We start from the raw sequence: 1,045 nt of genomic DNA, 5'->3' as shown, positions 1-1,045 counted from the left end.
ACCTCACCCGCCAACGAAGACCCGGACGGCAACGGCCAACCCACGACGGTCAATCTGAGATTCCCGGGGCAATACTTCGACGAGGAGTCGGGGCTGCACTACAACTGGCATCGGTACTATGTGCCCAGGCTGGGGAGGTATTTGTCCAGTGACCCGATCGGAATCGAGGGAGGGTGGAATACCTTTTCTTATGTAGATGGCAATCCATTGGGTGATACAGATATACGAGGATTGGCCGGTTCCGGGCGTCCTACGGATTTGGGAGCTGGGACCTCCATAAGAATTGACAAACCGCATGTTCCAGGGCAACAGGAGCATGCTCACATAAAAACACCGAAAGGTGATGTTGTGATTAACAAGGATGGAACCCAAAGCCACAAAGGGAGGGGAAGTCCAGGAAATATGACCCAAAGGGTAAAGGACTTTCTGAGGGGAAAGGGGTTTAATATCCCCGGACTTCCACCGATTCTAGATCCTTGTTTTCTTGATCCTTACCAGTCTTTCTGTCCGGGGTCGCCGCTTTACTGTCCTGATGCGTAGTCTGCCAAAGGGTTAATATGAGAATATTCGGACGTATTGAAGGCTGTGAGGATTTGGTCGCGCTGTCTGAGATTGCCATTCAGGTTGAACCAGGTGTGTTGAAAGATATTGCCGCTTTTTTTTCTCAGTGCGCGCAAGAAATGGAGGTTGAAAGTTCTTGGGAACATGAGCATTTCTCAGACTCGGAGTTCGGGAATGATTCTTTTCCTGAAATAATAATCGCCAGGTTGACCGGTCCATCCTGAAGTTCTAATCGATACATCGGATGCCCGTGGTGCATTGGTGCGAGCATCTGAGCCATCGCTGGCGATATTCAACCAGGCAATTCCGGCGGTGGTCTTGAACAGGTGCGCCGGAGGCGAAACGGATGCGTGCAAGCGTGCGGCGATGGTTCGGGGTGCTGCTGATGGTGGCCGGTGGCTTGAGCCACGCGGACACCTATGAGTATGACGAGGTCGGCAACCTCAAGACGCTGAGCAGCCCGCGCGGCACGAGGACATACACC

At 52.8% G+C, this 1,045-nt stretch carries 2 protein-coding genes; both read left to right on the top strand.

Annotated features, from left to right (window positions below; translation table 11 throughout):
* A partial coding sequence (locus Q8R75_RS17510; RefSeq protein ID WP_305663810.1) for an RHS repeat-associated core domain-containing protein occupies window positions 1-540 on the top strand: 540 nt, incomplete at its 5' end.
* A gap of 17 nt (window positions 541-557) precedes the next feature.
* Entirely contained in the window at window positions 558-785 is a 228-nt protein-coding gene (locus Q8R75_RS17505; protein WP_305625954.1) for a hypothetical protein, read from the top strand.
* Window positions 786-1,045 lie beyond the last annotated feature (260 nt).

The sequence above is a fragment of the Methyloversatilis sp. genome, from assembly GCF_030696805.1.
In the GTDB taxonomy this organism is placed as follows: Bacteria; Pseudomonadota; Gammaproteobacteria; order Burkholderiales; family Rhodocyclaceae; genus Methyloversatilis.
The sequence above is the reverse complement of the archived record's forward strand: the minus strand, read 5'-3'. Positions and strand labels throughout refer to the sequence as shown.

What these genes read in the sequence shown, in the direction of transcription:
- Q8R75_RS17505 (WP_305625954.1), top strand. Translation starts at nt 558, where the DNA reads ATGAGAATATTCGGACGTATTGAAGGCTGTGAGGATTTGGTCGCGCTG.